Annotated in this window: 14 protein-coding genes; all 14 read left to right on the forward strand. The window is 63.2% G+C overall.

What is annotated here, in order from left to right; translation table 11 throughout:
* The first annotated feature begins 56 nt into the window (after nt 1-56).
* Nucleotides 57-620: an ATP-dependent protease subunit HslV gene (gene hslV, locus AACH87_RS04220; RefSeq protein WP_338797487.1), complete on the forward strand. Its 564-nt coding sequence runs from the start codon at nt 57-59 to the stop codon at nt 618-620.
* Between the two features lie 98 nt (nt 621-718).
* Nucleotides 719-2047: an ATP-dependent protease ATPase subunit HslU gene (hslU, locus tag AACH87_RS04225; RefSeq protein WP_338797488.1), complete on the forward strand. Its 1329-nt coding sequence runs from the start codon at nt 719-721 to the stop codon at nt 2045-2047.
* Nucleotides 2048-2470: 423 nt separating this feature from the next.
* Entirely contained in the window at nt 2471-2899 is a 429-nt protein-coding gene (gene mraZ / locus AACH87_RS04230; RefSeq protein WP_338797489.1) for a division/cell wall cluster transcriptional repressor MraZ, read from the forward strand.
* A gap of 7 nt (nt 2900-2906) precedes the next feature.
* Nucleotides 2907-3830, forward strand: a complete 924-nt coding sequence (rsmH, locus tag AACH87_RS04235; protein ID WP_338797490.1) for a 16S rRNA (cytosine(1402)-N(4))-methyltransferase RsmH — start codon at nt 2907-2909, stop codon at nt 3828-3830.
* A 61-nt stretch (nt 3831-3891) separates the two neighbouring features.
* Nucleotides 3892-4215: a cell division protein FtsL gene (ftsL, locus tag AACH87_RS04240; protein WP_338797492.1), complete on the forward strand. Its 324-nt coding sequence runs from the start codon at nt 3892-3894 to the stop codon at nt 4213-4215.
* Nucleotides 4212-5957 (forward strand): penicillin-binding protein 2, encoded by a 1746-nt coding sequence (locus AACH87_RS04245; RefSeq protein ID WP_338797493.1) that lies wholly within the window; start codon nt 4212-4214, stop codon nt 5955-5957. Before ftsL ends, AACH87_RS04245 begins: the two co-directional genes overlap by 4 nt.
* On the forward strand, nt 5954-7486 hold the full coding sequence (locus AACH87_RS04250; protein ID WP_338797494.1) for a UDP-N-acetylmuramoyl-L-alanyl-D-glutamate--2,6-diaminopimelate ligase: 1533 nt from the start codon (nt 5954-5956) through the stop codon (nt 7484-7486). Before AACH87_RS04245 ends, AACH87_RS04250 begins: the two co-directional genes overlap by 4 nt.
* Complete coding sequence (murF, locus tag AACH87_RS04255; protein ID WP_338797495.1) at nt 7477-8907, forward strand: UDP-N-acetylmuramoyl-tripeptide--D-alanyl-D-alanine ligase; 1431 nt, start codon at nt 7477-7479, stop codon at nt 8905-8907. Before AACH87_RS04250 ends, murF begins: the two co-directional genes overlap by 10 nt.
* A 40-nt stretch (nt 8908-8947) precedes the next feature.
* A complete protein-coding gene (gene mraY / locus AACH87_RS04260) occupies nt 8948-10126 on the forward strand; it encodes a phospho-N-acetylmuramoyl-pentapeptide-transferase (RefSeq protein WP_338797496.1) in 1179 nt (392 codons plus the stop codon).
* Between the two features lie 557 nt (nt 10127-10683).
* Nucleotides 10684-12201 (forward strand): UDP-N-acetylmuramoyl-L-alanine--D-glutamate ligase, encoded by a 1518-nt coding sequence (murD, locus tag AACH87_RS04265; RefSeq protein ID WP_338798847.1) that lies wholly within the window; start codon nt 10684-10686, stop codon nt 12199-12201.
* Nucleotides 12201-13487: a putative lipid II flippase FtsW gene (ftsW, locus tag AACH87_RS04270; RefSeq protein ID WP_338797497.1), complete on the forward strand. Its 1287-nt coding sequence runs from the start codon at nt 12201-12203 to the stop codon at nt 13485-13487. Before murD ends, ftsW begins: the two co-directional genes overlap by 1 nt.
* A gap of 178 nt (nt 13488-13665) precedes the next feature.
* Complete coding sequence (murG, locus tag AACH87_RS04275) at nt 13666-14730, forward strand: undecaprenyldiphospho-muramoylpentapeptide beta-N-acetylglucosaminyltransferase (protein ID WP_338797498.1); 1065 nt, start codon at nt 13666-13668, stop codon at nt 14728-14730.
* Complete coding sequence (gene murC, locus AACH87_RS04280; RefSeq protein WP_338797499.1) at nt 14727-16160, forward strand: UDP-N-acetylmuramate--L-alanine ligase; 1434 nt, start codon at nt 14727-14729, stop codon at nt 16158-16160. Before murG ends, murC begins: the two co-directional genes overlap by 4 nt.
* Nucleotides 16157-17155 carry a D-alanine--D-alanine ligase gene (locus AACH87_RS04285; protein ID WP_338797500.1) on the forward strand — a complete coding sequence of 333 codons (999 nt, stop codon included), beginning with the start codon at nt 16157-16159 and terminating at the stop codon, nt 17153-17155. The genes murC and AACH87_RS04285 overlap by 4 nt, the downstream gene beginning before the upstream one ends.

Here is a 17155-nt window from a genome sequence, read left to right on the forward strand (position 1 = left end):
GCTTGCACCACAAGCAGTGCTTGCAATCTGCGGAAGAGTCCCCACCTTCCGCAGCTATGGACTCATCACAAGATACCCCGGTGTTTCACGGCACCACCATTTTGAGTGTGCGTCGCCAGACGCCACAAGGCGTTCAGGTTGCCATTGGCGGTGACGGGCAGGTAACGCTGGGCAATATCGTGGTCAAGGGCACGGCACGCAAGGTGCGCAAGCTCTACCATGGCAAGGTGCTGGCGGGTTTTGCGGGTGCCACGGCCGATGCCTTCACCCTGTTCGAGCGCTTTGAGGCCAAGCTGGAAAAGCACCAGGGCCACCTGACCCGTGCCGCCATCGAGCTGACCAAAGACTGGCGCACCGACCGCGTACTGCGCCGCCTGGAAGCCATGCTGGCCGTGGCCGATGCCAGCGCATCGCTCATCATCACGGGCAACGGCGATGTGCTGGAGCCTGAGCAGGGTATCGTGGCCATTGGCTCGGGCGGTGCGTACGCACACTCGGCGGCCAAGGCGCTGCTGGTCAACACAGACCTGTCCGCGCAGGAGATTGTGAAGAAGTCGCTCGAAATCGCGGGCGAACTCTGCATTTACACCAACATGAACCACACCATCGAAACGCTGTAAGGCGGTGTGTTGGTTTTGCTCATATTTTGATAGCTGCCTGCGCTTTTTTATCAAGCGTTGGCGGCTGATTTGGCTTTGAATTTGAAGGCAGGCAACGCATGTCCTCCATGACTCCCCAGGAAATCGTCTCCGAACTTGACAACCACATCGTGGGCCAGGCCAGCGCCAAGCGTGCCGTGGCGATTGCGCTGCGCAACCGCTGGCGCCGCCAGCAGGTGGACAGCAGCCTGCGTCAGGAAATCACGCCCAAGAACATCCTCATGATTGGCCCCACGGGTGTGGGCAAGACCGAGATTGCCCGTCGCTTGGCAAAGCTGGCGGATGCTCCTTTCATCAAGGTGGAGGCGACCAAGTTCACTGAGGTGGGCTACGTGGGCAAGGATGTGGACTCCATCGTTCGCGATCTTGCAGAGATTGCCGTCAAGCAGACGCGCGAAGCCGAGATGAAGAAGGTGCGCGCCCGCGCAGAAGATGCGGCGGAAGAGCGCATTCTGGATGTGCTGATTCCGCCCGCGCGCGCTGCGGCCGGGGCAGAGCAGCCCGCCAGCGACAGCACGGCGCGGCAGGTGTTCCGCAAAAAGCTGCGGGAAGGCCAGCTGAACGACAAAGAGATTGAAATTGATGTTGCCGAGGCGCGCCCCCAGCTGGAAATCATGGGCCCGCAGGGCATGGAGGAAATGACCGAGCAACTGCGCGGCATGTTCAGCCAATGGGGGCAGGACCGCCGCAAGACGCGCAAGCTCAAGATCGCAGAGGCGCTCAAGCTGCTCACCGATGAAGAGGCGGGCAAGCTGGTCAATGACGAAGAGATCAAGCTCCGCGCCATTGCCAATGCCGAGCAGAACGGCATCGTGTTCATCGACGAAATTGACAAGGTGGCCGCGCGCCAGGAAACCAGTGGGTCCGATGTGTCCCGTCAGGGCGTGCAGCGCGATCTGCTGCCCTTGGTGGAGGGCACCACGGTGTCTACCAAGTACGGGATGATCAAGACTGATCACATCCTGTTCATTGCTTCGGGGGCATTCCACCTGTCCAAGCCCAGCGACCTGATCCCCGAGCTGCAGGGGCGTTTTCCCATTCGTGTGGAACTGGAGTCCCTGTCGGTCAAGGATTTCGAGGCCATCCTCATGCAGACCCATGCCTCCCTGGTCAAGCAGTACCAGGCGCTGCTGGCCACCGAGGGTGTGACGCTGGACTTCACACCAGAAGGCATTACGCGGCTCGCCCACATTGCGTACCACGTAAACGAGCGCACGGAGAACATCGGTGCCCGTCGCCTGTCTACCGTGATGGAGCGCCTCCTGGATGAAGTGAGCTTTGACGCGACCCGTCTTGGCGGCCAGACGGTCCGCATCGACGCCGCCTATGTGGATGCCCGCCTGCAGTCCTTGAGCCAGGATGAGGATTTGTCCCGCTACATCCTTTAATCAGCGTCAAAAGTCTCTTCTCTTGGCTGCGCATCACAAAGCCCGATCCGCGAAAGCGGGTCGGGCTTTTTCATGCTTGGCGCGCTTGAGGAGCGGGGTGCGCTCGCCGTGACCGGCATCAGAACGATGGTTTCGCTCTATGTAGGCTGCAACCATAGTTAACAAGTCCGATGGGGTGGGGTGCCGCTTCAGGTTTCACTTGCACAGCCATTTCTAAGTGCTTATTTCACAAGGGTTTTTCATGCGTTCACGCCTTCGGATTCGGCGCTAAGTCATTGATTTCATTGAAAAACTTTGTAGCGCCCCTATTGCTGGCTAGGCTTTTCCTGCTACAGTGGAAAAAAGTGCAATTAAGTGGGGAAAAGTGCCATTTGATCCGGTCGCCGGATTGGATGGTTGTCCTTCTAGCTGGGAAATCCGTCCGTGTTCCAAGGTGCCTCGTCGCTCAGTCTCGATGCGAAGGGTCGGCTTTCTGTGCCGACCCGGCATCGTGACGTCCTTGCGGCCACGGCAGCAGGTCAGCTCACTATCACCAAGCATCCCCACGGTTGTCTGATGGTGTTCCCCCGTCCCGAATGGGAGAAGTTCCGCGAGCGCATTGCCCAACTGCCCATGTCTGCGCAGTGGTGGAAGCGTATCTTTCTGGGCAACGCCATGGATGTGGAGATGGACGGCACAGGCCGCGTCCTGGTGTCGCCCGAGCTGCGCGCTGCCGCAGGGTTGAGCAAAGAGGCGGTTTTGCTGGGAATGGGCAACCATTTCGAGCTGTGGGACAAGGCCACTTACGACGAGCAGGAGGCTCAAGCCATGCAAGGCGAGATGCCCGATGCTTTCAAGGATTTTTCTTTCTGAGGCCGCGGTGACCACATCCCTTCAACACACCACGGTTTTGCTGCACGAGGCCGTTGATGCCCTGCTGGGTAACGCAGGCCCGGAGTCTGCGGGCACCTGGGTGGATGCGACCTTCGGACGAGGGGGGCATTCGCGGCACATCCTGCAGAGGCTGGGGCCTGAGGGGCGCCTTGTGGCATTCGACAAGGACCCCGAAGCCATCCTCGAGGCAGCGCGCATCACCGATGCGCGTTTTTCCATTCGGCACGAAGGTTTCCGCCATCTGGCCGAAATGCCTGCGGGCAGTGCATCCGGGGTTCTGATGGACCTGGGGGTGAGCTCGCCGCAGATCGACAGTCCTGGCCGGGGGTTCAGTTTCCGGTTCGACGGTCCGCTGGACATGCGCATGGATACCACGCGCGGCGAAAGCGTGGCCGATTGGTTGGCCACTGCCGAAATGGGGCAGATTGCGGAGGTGATACGTGAATACGGTGAAGAACGGTTTGCTGGCCCCATTGCAAAGGCGATTGTTGCTCGGCGCGAGGAACGGGGCCCCCTTGCAACCACCTCCGAGCTTGCCGATCTCGTGGCTGGCGCGGTCAAGACCCGCGAGGCGGGCCAGAACCCTGCAACGCGCACATTTCAGGCTCTTCGGATTTTCATCAACGCTGAGCTTGAAGAGTTGCAACAGGCACTAGAAGCCAGTCTGTCGGTGCTGCGCCCTGGTGGTCGCCTGGTGGTCATCAGCTTCCATTCACTGGAAGACCGCATCGTCAAGCAGTTCATCGCCAAGCACTCCAAAGAGGTGTACGACCGCCGGGCGCCGTTTGCGGCACCCCAGCCCATGAAGCTGCTGGCGCTCGATCGCATCAAGCCGAGCGAGGAGGAGGTGGCTGCCAACCCCCGTTCCCGCAGCGCCATCATGCGCATTGCGCAGAGGACCGAGGCATGAGCTGCTCTGTGCGCTCCATGTCTGTACAGCCCACATCCCGACTGCGGATGCAGGAGGTGCCATGGCGCGCCTGAATCTGGTCTTGCTGCTGGCGGTGCTGGTGAGCGCGATGTACCTGGTGCACACCCAATACCAGTCGCGCCGCCTGTTCACCGAGCTGGATCGCGCGGTGGCCGAGGCGCGCCGACTGGACACCGAACACCAGCGCCTGCAGGTGGAAAAGCGCGCGCAGGCAACCCCGCTGCGGGTGGAGAAGCTGGCCCGCGCGCAGTTGAACATGCGCGCCGCCACACCTGCCATCACCCAGTATGTGAGTGACCCTGCAGGCGCAGGCGCGGCTGCTGCGCAATCCAGGCCTGCAACTGCGGCGGAGGGCGCACGATGAGCCGTAGCGTTCTCTACACATCCAGCCCGCTGCTGGCGAGCAAGACGCCCGTCTGGCGCAGCAAGTTCATCGTGGCGATGATCGGTCTGGGCTTTGTGGGCTTGGGTGCCCGCGCCGCCTATGTGCAGGTGTTTGGCAACGATTTCTTCCAGCGCCAGGGCGAAGTGCGCTTTGCGCGCACGCTGGAACTGCCTGCCAACCGCGGCAAGATTCTGGACCGCAATGGCTTGATCCTGGCCTCCAGCGTGCCGGCCGCCAGCATCTGGGCGATTCCGGAAGACGTGGAGCACGACAAGCCCGAAGTGAAGGCCAAGCTGCGCCAGCTGGCCAAGCTGATGGACATGCCCTTTACCGATCTCATGGCCAAGCTGTCTGATGAAGACAAGACCTTTGTTTGGATCAAGCGCCAGTTGGACTGGGACGTGGGCCAGCAGATTGCCGCGCTGGACATCAAGGGCATCTACCAGCGCAAGGAATACAAGCGCCAATACCCCGAGGGGGAGGCAGCCGCGCACATCGTGGGCTTTACCAATGTGGAAGACAAGGGGCAGGAAGGCATGGAGCTGGCCTTCAACAGCCAGCTCGCAGGCAAGCCCGGTTCCCGCCGTGTGATCAAGGACCGCCTGGGTCGCGTGGTCGAAGGCGTGGGTGAGACCATTCCTCCCGTGGATGGTAAGGACATGCAGCTATCCATCGACAGCAAGGTGCAGTTCTTCGCCTACCAAAAGCTGCGCGATCAGGTGCAGGCACACAAGGCCAAGGCAGGCAGTGTGGTGGTAATGGATGCGCACACCGGCGAGTTGCTGGCCCTGGCCAACTACCCCAGCTATGTGCCTGACAAGCGGCAGAACCTGACGGGCGAGCAGTTGCGCAACCGGGCTCTCACCGACGTGTTCGAGCCTGGCTCGACCATGAAGCCTTTCACCATCGGTCTGGCACTGGAGACCGGTCGCGTCAAGCCCGAGACGCCCATCGACACGAACCCTGGCCGCATCAACATCACGGGTTCCACGATTTCCGATACGCACAACTATGGTCTGCTGACGGTGGAGGGCGTGATCCAGAAGTCCAGCAACGTGGGCACGACCAAGATCGCGATGCAGATGCCTGCCAAGGAAATGTGGGAGACCTTCTCTGCAGCAGGATTTGGGCAAAAGCCGCAAATAGGATTTCCGGGCGCCATCAGCGGCAGGCTGCGCCCCTATAAGACCTGGAGGCCAGTGGAGCAGGCCACCATGTCCTACGGCTACGGGCTGTCGGCCAGCCTGTTCCAGATGGCACGCTCGTACACCGTGTTTGCCAATGGCGGGCGTGTGATCCCTGCAACCCTGCTCAAGAGCCACGAGCCCGCTGTGGGCGTTCCCGTGTTCTCGGAGCGCACGGCAGACCAGGTGCGCAAGATGCTGCAGATGGCCGCAGGGCCGGGCGGCACGGGCCAAAAGGCGCAAACCGTGGGCTATTCCGTGGGCGGCAAGTCGGGTACCGCGCGCAAGCAGGTGGGCAAGAGCTATGCGGCGGGCAAGTACCGCGCCTGGTTTACCGGCATGGCGCCTATCGACAAGCCCCGCATCATCGTGGCGGTGATGGTGGACGAGCCCAGTGCAGGGCAGGTGTATGGGGGCTTGGTGGCTGCGCCGGTGTTCAGCGAAGTGGTGCAGCAAACCCTGCGCATGATGGGCGTGCCGCCCGACATGGCGGTCAAGCCGCAGATCGTGGCCAATCCGGTGGAGGAGTCTCTGTGACGAACCCAGCCCAGGCCTTGCATGCGCTTCATCAGGTGGCTGATGCCGTGGCGTGGCTGCGCGCGCGCGTGACCGGAACCCTGCACACCGACAGCCGCCGTGTCACTCCTGGCGATGGTTTTATTGCCTGGCCCGGCGCAGCCACCGACGGGCGTGCCCATGTGGCCGATGCACTGGCCCGCGGCGCCACCGCCTGCCTTGTGGAGGCCGAAGGCGTGGACGCCTTCCGCTTTGCAGAAGGTGCGCCATTGGCCGCCGTGCGTGGTCTGAAAGCTGCCACCGGCAGCATTGCAGCGTTGTGGTTCGAAGAACCTTCCCGCGCGCTGGATGTGCTGGCGGTGACGGGAACCAATGGCAAGACCAGCACCGCCTGGTGGCTGGCCGAGTCTGTCAATTTGCTATCAAAAAATGAGCTGCCTGCGCTTGCTGGATGTGCGGTAGTGGGCACTTTGGGTGTGGGTGTTCCTCCCCAGGTGCAAACCACGGGTATGACTACGCCAGACCCGGTGCTGTTGCAGCGGGCTTTCCGTCAGTTTGCAGACCAGGGCCTGCGCGCCTGTGCCATCGAGGCTTCATCCATCGGGCTTGCAGAGCATCGTCTGGCTGGAACGCAGATTCGAGTGGGCGTGTTCACCAACTTCACGCAGGACCACCTGGACTACCACGGCAGCATGGCCGAGTACTGGCAGGCCAAGCGGGCCCTGTTCCAATGGCCGGGGCTTCAGGCAGCGGTCATCAATGTGGACGACGCCACAGGCGCGCAGCTGCATGCCGAGTTGGCTGCGACCTCGAAGGCTTTAGACCTCTGGAGCGTTTCCGCCAGCGGCCCGGCGCGCCTCATGGCACGCGACATCGTTGCGGCGCAAGGCGGTCTGCAATGGTGGGTGGTGGAAGGCAACGAGCAGCACCTGTTGCAGTCTCAGCTGGTGGGTACCTACAACGTGCTGAACGTGCTGGGGGTGATTGCCACCTTGCGCAGCCTGGGCGTCCCTCTGGCTGCTGCGGTGCAGGCTTGTGCCCAGTTGCAACCCGTGCCCGGACGCATGCAGCAACTGGCGCAGCCCGGCCAGCCCTTGGTGGCGGTGGATTACGCCCACACCCCGGACGCGCTGGAAAAAGCCTTGCAGGCATTGCGCCCTATAGCGCAGCAACGCGGGGGCCAGCTGTGGTGCGTGTTCGGTTGCGGTGGCGACCGCGACGCTTCCAAACGCCCCCTGATGGGCGCTGCGGCCCAGCGGCACGCTGACTGGGTGATTGCCACCAGCGACAACCCGCGCAGCGAAGACCCGGCGGTCATCCTGCACCAGATTCTGCTGGGCACCATTGCAGGCGAGACGGTGCGTGTGGAGCCAGACCGTGCGGCCGCCATTGCCCTGGCGTTGCGCGAAGCTGCAGTGCAGGACGTAGTGCTCATCGCTGGCAAGGGGCACGAGGATTATCAAGAGGTGGCTGGCGTGCGCCGCCCGTTTTCAGACATGGCCCAGGCGCGCAGCGCACTGCAGGCCCGCGGAGAAACCCCATGGGCATGATGACCCTGCAACAGGCCCTGGACCTGGTCCGCCCACGCATCCCTGCCACTCGCATGGTGGGCGATGGCGCAACGCCACTGGCCCGTGTGCACACTGATACGCGCACGCTGCAGGCGGGTGACTTCTTTGTCGCCCTCAAGGGCGAGCGCTTTGATGCCAATGCCTTCCTCAGCCAGGCGCAGGCCAGCGGCGCAGCCGCTGCGGTAGCCCATAGCGGGCTGGAGCAAGCAGGCTTGCCCGGTCTGGAGGTGCCCGACACCTTGGCAGCGCTGGGGGCCCTGGGTGCGGGGTGGCGGGCGCAGTTCGCGCTGCCCCTCATCGGTGTGACGGGCAGCAATGGCAAGACCACGGTGACGCAGATGATCGCGTCCATCCTGCGCGCCTGGAAGGGCGATGCAGCCTTTGCCACGCAGGGCAACTTCAACAACGACATCGGGGTGCCGCTGATGCTGCTGCGCCTCACGTCCGCACACCGCGCCGCCGTGATCGAGATGGGCATGAACCACCCGGGCGAAATCGCCCAGCTCGCCGCCATGGCCCGCCCCACGGTGGCCCTGGTGAACAACGCACAGCGCGAGCACCTGGAGTTCATGCACACCGTGCAGGCCGTGGCTGAAGAGAACGGCTCGGTATTTTCCGCGCTGCCATCGGATGGCGTGGCGGTGTTTCCTGCCGCAGATACCTACAGCCCACTGTGGCGCGGGTTGGCAGGCACGCGTCGCTGCATCACCTTTGGGGAGGGCGGTGATGTGCATTGCACAGAGGCCCGCTGGGAGCAGGGGGGCTGGAGCGTGGCTTTGTCCACCCCTGCAGGCTCTGCACGCTGCCGCCTGCACATTGCGGGGCGACACAACGTGACCAATGCCCTGGCCGCGGCTGCCTGCGCCATCGCTGCGGGTGCGCCGCTGCAAGCGATCGAGCAGGGGCTCGAGGCTTTTGTTCCTGTCAAAGGTCGGTCTCGGGCTTTTGAAGTCTCTGTCGCTGGCCGCGCCATCACGGTGGTGGATGACAGCTACAACGCCAACCCTGATTCCATGCGCGCAGCCATCGACGTGCTGGCGGCGCTGCCCGGCCCCCAGCTACTGGTGATGGGCGACATGGGGGAGGTGGGCGACCAAGGCCCCGCATTCCATGCAGAAGCTGGAGCGCATGCGCGCGACGCCGGTATTGCGCAGGTATACGCGCTGGGGGATCTGACAAGCCACGCTGCAAAGGCTTGCGGGCCAACAGCCCAGCATTTTGAAGATATGGCATCGCTGCTGGAGGCGGTGCACACCGCGCTGCCGCAACTGGGTAGCGTGCTGGTGAAGGGATCGCGGTTCATGAAGATGGAAAAGGTGGTGGAGGCGATTGCCGCCGCCGGTCAGGCACAAGAACAACAAGCGCAAGCCGCAAACGTTGCAAGAGAGGTGCAGACATGAAGCTGGCTGCAAGCCGCTCCGCTGCAAAGGGAGGAGTCACATGCTTTTGATGCTGTCGCAATGGCTGCAGGGGTTGTCGCCCGAGTTCGGCTTCTTCCGCGTCTTTCAGTACCTCACCTTCCGCGCCGTCATGGCAGCGTTGACCGCGCTCATGATTGGCCTGATCGCGGGGCCCAAGGTCATCCGGGTGCTGACATCCCTCAAGATTGGCCAGCCTATCCGGGGCTACGGCATGCAGTCGCACTTGTCCAAAAGCGGCACGCCCACCATGGGGGGCGTGCTCATCCTGCTGTCAATTGCCATCTCCACCCTATTGTGGTTTGACCTCTCCAACCGCTTTGTGTGGATTGTGCTGATCGTGACCCTGGGCTTTGGTGCCATTGGCTGGGTGGACGACTGGCGCAAGGTGGTGAACAAAGACCCTGAAGGCATGCGCTCGCGCGAGAAGTATTTCTGGCAGTCGGTCATCGGTCTGGTGGCTGCCGTGTACCTGGTGTTCAGCATCTCCGAAAGCTCCAACGCCAAAGTGCTGGAGCTGTTTGTGAGCTGGGTGCAGTCGGGCTTTGCGCTGGATCTGCCGCCCAAGGCGGGTTTGCAATTGCCCTTCTTCAAAGAAGTGAGCTATCCGCTGGGGGTGTTCGGGTTCGTGATCCTCACGTACCTGGTCATCGTCGGCTCCAGCAATGCGGTGAACTTGACGGATGGTCTGGACGGTCTGGCCACCATGCCGGTGGTGATGGTGGGTTCTGCGCTGGGCGTGTTTGCGTACGTCACTGGTAGCTCGGTTTATTCCAAGTACTTGTTTTTCCCCCACATTCCAGGCTCTGGCGAGTTGCTGATCTTCTGCGCGGCCATGGCGGGCGCGGGCCTCGCGTTCCTGTGGTTCAACGCCCACCCCGCGCAAGTGTTCATGGGGGATGTGGGTGCGCTGGCACTGGGGGGCGCACTGGGCACCATCGCCGTCATCGTGCGCCAGGAAATCGTACTGGCCATCATGGGGGGCATCTTTGTGGTGGAGGCCCTGTCGGTCATGCTGCAGGTGACCTGGTTCAAGTACACCAAGAAGCGCTACGGCGAAGGCCGCCGTCTGCTGAAGATGGCTCCTCTGCACCACCATTTCGAAAAGAGTGGCTGGAAGGAGACCCAGGTGGTGATCCGCTTCTGGATCATCACCATGCTGTTGTGCCTGATCGGCCTGTCTACCCTGAAGCTGCGATGAACCAGCACGACGATACCCTCTTGCCTGACGGTACCGCAGTGCCGGGCCAACCTGTGCCCGAGAGGATGGCTTTCGGTAGCGAGTCACCAGCGGCAGTGGAACAGGCTGTGGATGCACCTGTGATGCCTGCGTTCCCTGCTGCAGAGGCCGATGTGTCTGCGGATTCCGAAGGCGCTGTGATTCCTGCTGTGGTGGAAGCCTCCGTTGAAGTGGCCGTCGATGCAGACGATCAAGCCGATGCGGAACCCGCACCTGCGCAGCCGCCGCTTGACGCGGTAGATCCCCAGGTTGCCGAAGACGTACCAACGGATGCACCCGCAGAAGGTGCTGTCGGCGCTGTCGCGGAGCAGCCTTCTTCCGGGGGGCTGGCCGTGCTGGACGATTACGTGGCCCCCAAGGTGTCCGCGGCCAAGGCTGCTGCAGATTTTGTGGCGCAGATCTTCGCGGAAGTGCGTGCCAGCGAGGCGGCAGAAGCCGCAGCCAGCGCGCCGGTCGTGAGCGAAGTGGCCGCAGATGCCGAGCAACCCGTTCTGCCCCAGGTGCGCCCCGGTGAAGGGATTGCGCTGCTGCAGGACAAAAAGGTGCTGGTGCTGGGGCTGGGCTCATCGGGCCTCGCCATGGCACGCTGGTGCGTTCGCTGTGGTGCCCAGGTGACGGTGGCGGACACGCGCCAGGCCCCTCCCCAGTTGGCCCAGTTGCAGCAGGAATTGCCCGATGTGCGGTTTGTGGCGGGTGCGTTTGACGCATCGCTGGTGGACGGCCAGGGCTTGCACGCGGTGTACCGCTCCCCAGGGTTGAGCCCTGACACCATTGCCCCCGTGTTCAAGGCTGCCCAGGCGATTGGCCTGGTGACCGGCAGCGAGTTGACTTTGTACGCTGCAGCGCTGGGTTATCTGCGGGCCGAGCACGGCTATGCACCTTGCGTTCTGGCCATCACAGGCACCAATGGCAAGACCACGGTCACCTCGCTCACCGGGCAACTGGTGGAGCGCTCGGGCAAGACGGTGGCCGTGGCGGGCAACATTGGCCCCACGTTGCTGGACACCCTGGCGACCCACATCGATGCAGGCACCTTGCCCGAGGCGTGGGTGCTGGAGCTGTCGAGCTTCCAGCTCGATGGTGTGACCGGCTTTGAGCCGACGGCGGCGACGGTGCTGAACATCACCCAGGACCATCTGGACTGGCATGGCGACATCAATGCCTATGCTGCGGCCAAGGCCCGCATCTTCGGGCAGACCGGTCTGATGGTGTTGAACCGGGAAGACGCCGAAGTCATGCAGATGCTGCCCCCGCCTGTGCGGGTCAAACTACAGAAACCGCAGCAGCGCGAACACGTCACCTTCGGGGGGGACATGCCGCGTCGCCCGGGCGACTTTGGCATCGAGATCGTCAATGGCATGCCCTGGCTGGTGCGAGCACTGGAGGCTGACGAAACGCGCAAGCGTAGTCGTTCAGATGCTGGCGAAGAGCTGCACATCCAGCGCCTGATGCCTGCGGACGCGCTGCGCATTCGCGGTCGCCACAACGCTACCAATGCATTGGCTGCGCTGGCCCTGGCCTGTGCAGCGGGCTGCCCGCTGGCACCCATGCTGTACGGGCTGCGTGAGTACCGCGGTGAGCCGCACCGTGTGGAGCCCGTGGCTATCGTGAACGATGTCGAGTACTTCGACGACAGCAAGGGCACCAACGTCGGGGCCACGGTGGCGGCACTGACGGGGCTGGGTGCGGACCGCCGCATCGTGCTGATCCTGGGGGGGGAAGGCAAGGGGCAGGATTTTTCACCGCTGGCCACTCCGGTCGCTCGTTACGCCCGCGCCGTGGTGCTGATCGGGCGGGATGCTCCGCAGATTCGACAAGCGCTGGCAGATGCCGGGGTTCCGCTGCTGGATGCCAGCGATCTGCCTGAAGCCGTGCAGCTTGCAACGCAACGGGCCCATGCAGGCGATGCCGTTCTGATGTCGCCCGCCTGCGCCAGCTTTGACATGTTCAAGGACTATGCACACCGGGCACAGGTTTTCTGTGACACCGTACACGCCATGGCGCAAGACGCCGGGCAATCCCTGGGGGGCGAGTGATGTCGGGCAGCGCCAGCACATCCAGCGAACGCGAGGGCTTCCTGTCGCGCGTGACGGGCTGGTTTGGCGGCTTGTCCAGCAAGGCCGCGGATGTGCTGCCCGTGCGTGTAGGGGGGACCGAGTACCGCCAGTCTTCCACCACGCCCGCCAGCGTACTGGGTTTTGACCAGGCCCTGATGTGGGTGGTGGTGGCCTTGCTGGCGTGGGGCTTGGTGATGGTGTATTCCGCATCCATTGCATTGCCCGACAACCCCCGTTTCGCCAACTACGCGCCAACGCATTTTTTGACGCGGCACATGATGTACCTCGTCTTCGGGTTTGTCGCGGCATTACTGTCCTTTCAGGTGCCCATGAAAGTCTGGGAGCGCATGGCCCCCTGGCTGTTCATCGGCTCTCTGTTGCTGTTGATTGCCGTGCTCATCCCCGGCGTGGGCAAAGTGGTCAACGGCGCGCGGCGCTGGCTGGCCATTGGCCCTATCGGTTTTCAGCCCTCCGAGGTGGCCAAGCTGGCCGTCCTGATCTACGCGGCCGACTACATGGTGCGCAAGATGGAAGTGAAGGAGCGCTTCTTCCGCGCCGTGCTGCCCATGGGGGCCGCTGTGGGCGTGGTGGGGGTTTTGCTGCTGGCCGAGCCGGACATGGGTGCCTTCATGGTGGTGGCCGTGATTGCCATGGGCATCCTCTTCCTGGGTGGCGTCAATGCCCGTATGTTCTTCCTGATTGCCGGCGTGCTGGTCGGTGCCTTCGCGCTGATGATTGCCAGCTCACCCTGGCGGCGCGAGCGCGTGTTCGCCTACCTGGACCCATTCAGTGAGCAGCACGCCTTGGGCAAGGGCTATCAGCTCTCGCACTCGTTGATTGCGATTGGGCGGGGCGAGATTTTTGGCGTAGGCCTGGGCGGCAGTGTGGAAAAGCTGCACTGGCTTCCCGAGGCGCACACCGACTTCCTGCTGGCCGTGATCGGGGAGGAGTTCGGCCTGGTGGGCGTGATCACGCTCATCATTCTTTTCCTGTGGCTGACCCGCCGCCTGATGCACATCGGCCGCCAGGCCATTGCGCTGGATCGCGTCTTCTCCGGGCTGGTGGCCCAGGGGGTGGCCATCTGGATCGGTTTTCAGGCCTTCATCAACATGGGCGTGAACCTGGGTGCCTTGCCCACCAAAGGTCTGACCTTGCCGCTGATGAGCTTTGGCGGCTCTGCCATCTTGCTGAACCTGGTGGCGCTGGCCATCGTCATGCGCGTGGACTATGAAAACAAACTTCTCATGCGCGGAGGCCGTGTATGAGAAGTTTGTGTCACCAAAACAAAGTTTTGCATTGCGCCAGCAATGCCAGGCACGCAGTGCCCCATGCGCGGAGGCCGCGTATGAGAAGTTTGTTTCATCAAAACAAAGCTTTGCATTGCGCCAGCAATGCCAGGCATGCAGTGCCTTATGCGCAGTGCCTGATGCGCGGAGGTCGCGTATGACCCAGAAAACCGCACTCATCATGGCCGGTGGCACCGGTGGTCATATCTTCCCGGGGCTGGCGGTGGCTGAAGAGTTGCGCGCCCGCGGTTGGCGCGTCCATTGGCTGGGCGCTCCCGGCAGCATGGAGTCGCGCATCGTTCCTCAGCACGGCTTTGCGCTGGAGCTGATCGACTTTTCCGGTGTGCGGGGCAAGGGCCTGGTTACGCTGGCCCTGCTGCCTGTGCGCCTGCTGCGCGCGTTTTGGCAGGCGCTGCAGGTGGTGCGCCGGGTCAAGCCCGATGTGGTGGTGGGGCTGGGGGGGTACATCACCTTTCCGGGCGGCATGATGGCTGTGCTGTGCGGCAAGCCTCTGGTGCTGCATGAGCAGAACTCCGTGGCTGGCATGGCCAACAAGGTTCTGGCCGGTGTGGCAGACCGCGTGTTCACAGCCTTCCCGAACGTGTTCCCCAAGGCACAGTGGGTGGGCAATCCGCTGCGCGCGGCCTTCACCCGCCAGCTGCCTCCGGCGGAGCGTTTTGCGGGGCGGTCCGGTCCGCTGCGTCTGCTGGTGGTAGGCGGCAGTCTCGGGGCCCGTGCGCTCAACGAGATCGTGCCCCAGGCCCTGGCCTTCATCCCGCCGGAGCAGCGTCCGCAAGTCACCCACCAAAGCGGCGCCACACAGATTGACGCCTTGCGCGCCAACTACGAAGCGGCGGGCGTGCAGGCGGAACTGACGCCCTTCATTGAAGACACGGCCAGTGCCTTTGCCCGCGCCGACATCATCGTGTGCCGGGCCGGTGCCAGCACGGTGACAGAGATTGCAGCCGTGGGGGCTGCAGCCATTTTTGTGCCCTTCCCCTCTGCGGTGGATGACCACCAGACCACCAACGCCCAGTTTCTGGTGAGCGCAGGCGGTGGCTGGCTGGTGCAGCAGAGCGATCTGACGCCCGAGGGACTGGCCAAGATGCTATTGAATTCAGAGCGCCCTGCGCTCGTTGGTATTGCCGAGAAGGCCAAAAACATGCAGAAAATCAACGCCACCCGCGAAGTGGTGGCCGCGTGCGAGGAGTTAACGCAATGAAGCACGCCATTCGTCATATTCACTTTGTCGGCCTGGGTGGTGCGGGCATGAGCGGCATTGCCGAGGTGCTGTTCAACCTGGGCTACCGCATTTCCGGCTCCGACCTGGCAGACAGCCCTACGCTGCGCCGTCTGGAGGGTTTGGGCATCAAGACCTGCCTGGGCCATGCCGCCGCGCATATCGACGGGGCCGATGCTGTGGTGACTTCCACCGCTGTGACGCCTGACAACCCGGAGGTGCTTGCAGCCCGCGAGAAGAAGATTCCCGTGGTGCCCCGCGCGCTCATGCTGGCCGAACTGATGCGCCTGAAGCAGGGTATTGCCATTGCTGGCACGCATGGCAAGACCACCACCACCAGCCTCGTCACCAGCGTGCTGGCCGAGGCGGGGCTGGACCCCACCTTTGTGATTGGCGGCAAGCTCAACAGCGCTGGTGCCAACGCCAAGCTGGGCAGTGGCGACTACATCGTGGTGGAGGCTGACGAGTCGGATGCATCCTTCCTCAACCTGCTGCCCGTGATGGCCGTGGTGACCAACATCGATGCGGACCACATGGAAACCTATGGGCACGACTTCGGTCGCCTCAAGGGAGCGTTTGTGGACTTTCTGCACCGCATGCCGTTTTATGGCACCGCGGTGCTGTGCGTGGACAACCCGGCCGTGCGCGACATCCTGCCCAGCGTGACCTGCCCGGTCACCAGCTACGGCTTTTCGGAAGACGCCCAGGTGCGCGCCGTCAATGTGCGTGCCCAGGCGGGGCAAATGCACTTCACGGTGCAGCGGCGCAACGGCGTGACCCTGCCCGACCTGGACATCGTGCTCAATCTGGCGGGCGAGCACAACGTGCTCAATGCGCTGTCCGCCATCGCGATTGCCGTGGAGCTGAACATTCCTGATGACGCCGTGCAGCGCGCGCTGGCGGGCTTCAAGGGCGTGGGTCGGCGCTTTCAGAGCTACGGCCATCTGCCCGCCAAGGATGGCGGGCTGTTCACGGTCATTGACGACTACGGCCATCACCCGGTGGAGATGGCCGCCACGCTGGCTGCGGCGCGCGGCGCGTTCCCCGGTCGTCGTCTGGTGCTGGCTTTCCAGCCTCATCGCTACAGCCGCACGCGCGACTGTTTTGAAGATTTCGTCAAAGTCATCGGTAGTGCGGACGCCGTGTTGCTGACCGAGGTGTATGCCGCCGGTGAGGCCCCTGTGGTGGCCGCAGACGGTCGCTCGCTGGCCCGTGCGTTGCGCGTGGCAGGCCGCGTGGAGCCTGTCTTTATCGACAACGTGGCGGATTTGCCACAGGCCATCGCCGACAACGCACGTGATGGGGACGTTGTCATGTGCATGGGCGCTGGTTCCATAGGGTTGGTGCCCGGAAAGGTGGTCGATTTGCTACAAAATAGTGAGCTAACTCCGCTCGCAGGGAAAGCGCAATGACCCCGTTGAATACCGAAATCGATGTGAAAACCCTGGGCAAGGTGGCCGTGCTGATGGGCGGCACCTCGGCGGAGCGTGAAGTCTCCCTCATGTCGGGTTCCGGCGTGCTGCAGGCACTGCGCTCGCGCGGTGTGGATGCGCATGCCTTCGACCCCGCTGAAAAGGACCTGGGCGAACTCCGGCGCGGTGGCTATGCCCGCTGCTTCATTGCGCTGCATGGCCGCCATGGCGAAGACGGTACCGTGCAAGGTGCGCTGGAACTGCTGGGCATTCCTTACACCGGTCCAGGGGTCATGGCCTCGGCGATCGCCATGGACAAGGTGATGACCAAGCGGGTGTGGACGGCGGAAGGTCTGCCCACACCGCGGTATGTCTGGCTTGCACCTGACCGCCAGCAGCGTGAAGTGGTTCGTACCGTGCCCGATGAACTGGGCCTGCCGCTGATAGTGAAGCCCCCACGCGAGGGCTCGTCGATTGGGGTGACCAAGGTACGCGGGTACTCGGAGATGCAGGACGCCGTTGCCCTTTCTGCCCGCTACGACCCTGATGTGCTGTGCGAGGAATTCATCGACGGCGAGGAAGTGACCTGCCCGGTGCTGGGTGAAGGCGCGAATGCCCGCGCTCTGCCTGTCATCCGCATCATGGCTCCCGAAGGGGCTTACGACTACCAGAACAAATACTTCACCGACGATGTGAAGTACCAGTGCCCAAGTGGCCTGCCCGAAGCGGAAGAGCGAGAAATCCAGCGCATCGTGCTGGAGGCCTACCGCACGCTGGGCTGCCGCGGCTGGGGCCGTGCGGACTTGATGATCCGCGCCAGTGACCGCAAGCCTTTCCTGCTGGAGATGAACACCTCGCCCGGCATGACGGGCCACTCGCTGGTGCCCATGTCGGCCCGTGCTTCAGGCATCAGCTACGAGGACCTGTGCCTGCGCATTCTGGCGATGGCGACCCTTGATACACCCGCTGCACCCACTCGCCAGGGAGCTGCCTGA

Origin of the sequence: Acidovorax sp. DW039 (genome assembly GCF_037101375.1) — a bacterium.
In the GTDB taxonomy this organism is placed as follows: domain Bacteria; phylum Pseudomonadota; class Gammaproteobacteria; order Burkholderiales; family Burkholderiaceae_C; genus Acidovorax.